The 915-nt window shown below is 74.2% G+C and carries 1 protein-coding gene and 1 pseudogene; both read right to left on the minus strand.

The annotated features are described in order from the left end of the window. Nucleotides 1-238 (minus strand): annotated as a pseudogene (locus G3I65_RS37000) (GNAT family N-acetyltransferase); the annotation flags it as partial. After that, the coding region (locus G3I65_RS37005; protein WP_160700212.1) for a GNAT family N-acetyltransferase at nucleotides 232-915 on the minus strand (684 nt) is incomplete at its 5' end. The pseudogene G3I65_RS37000 and the gene G3I65_RS37005, both read right to left, overlap by 7 nt.

The following is a 915-nucleotide window of genomic DNA, read 5'->3' on the forward strand; positions in this document are numbered from 1 at the left end:
GACCGGGACCGGCGAACCGGTTCCGCCGCGTCCGGCCGGTGACCCACGCGGCGCTGACCACGCCGCACGGCTCGCCACCCTCGCGCAGCACGGTCACCGGTTGCAGGGTCCGCGCCGCCCACGCCTGGGTGGCGAGCACCGGCCAGCTCCAGTCCGCGCGCAAGCCGGCCCGCTCGCGCAACGCCGTCCAGTACGCCGGTTCCGCGTCGTGGCGCGGGTCGAGCACGTCGATCACCACCGCGTCACCGGCCTCGGCACGACCACGCCGGTCATCGGGCTCGGGCTGAACCCCAGCGACGCCTTGAGGTCGGTGACCCCGCGGCCCAGCGACAGGAACTTCCGGTTGTTCTCGATCATGTGCCGCACTCCCCGCACGACGACGTCGAAGTAGAGGTGTTTCGGCCGGCCGTCGCCCGGCGGCAGCGCGGCCCAGTGCTGGTGCAGGGGCATCACCGGGTGGTCGAGCAGGTCGGTGAAGGCGAGCAGGCGCCCCTCGGCGTCGTGGTAGGTCGTGGTGACGACGTCGGGGCGGCGGACCAGCTCGCCGAGGTACTCGGCCGTGACCGGGCCGCGCTGGTCGAACTTCACCGGCCCCTTGGTTTCGCGGTGCGCCCGCAGCATCGCGGCCAGCTCTTCGGGATCGAGGTCGTCCCGCGCGGTGCCCTCGCGGACGACGATCCCCGGGTCAGCGGCGATTTTGCGGATCTGGCCGCGCAGGCTCGAGCGCCGGTTGCGGCTCAGCGACGCGAGCCAGTCGTCGAGGTCGCCGAAGGTGTTCTCCAGCACCAGGGCGGGCTGGATTTCGCGGACGAGCCGTCCGCGCCCGGCCACCAGCCCGGCGGTGTCGGGGGTGGCCGCGCGGTAGACCACGCCGAGGCAGCCCGGGCCGGTGCGCCGGCAGGCCGCGCGCTCGAA

The organism is Amycolatopsis sp. SID8362, from assembly GCF_010550475.1.
Taxonomy (GTDB): domain Bacteria; phylum Actinomycetota; class Actinomycetes; order Mycobacteriales; family Pseudonocardiaceae; genus Amycolatopsis; species Amycolatopsis eburnea.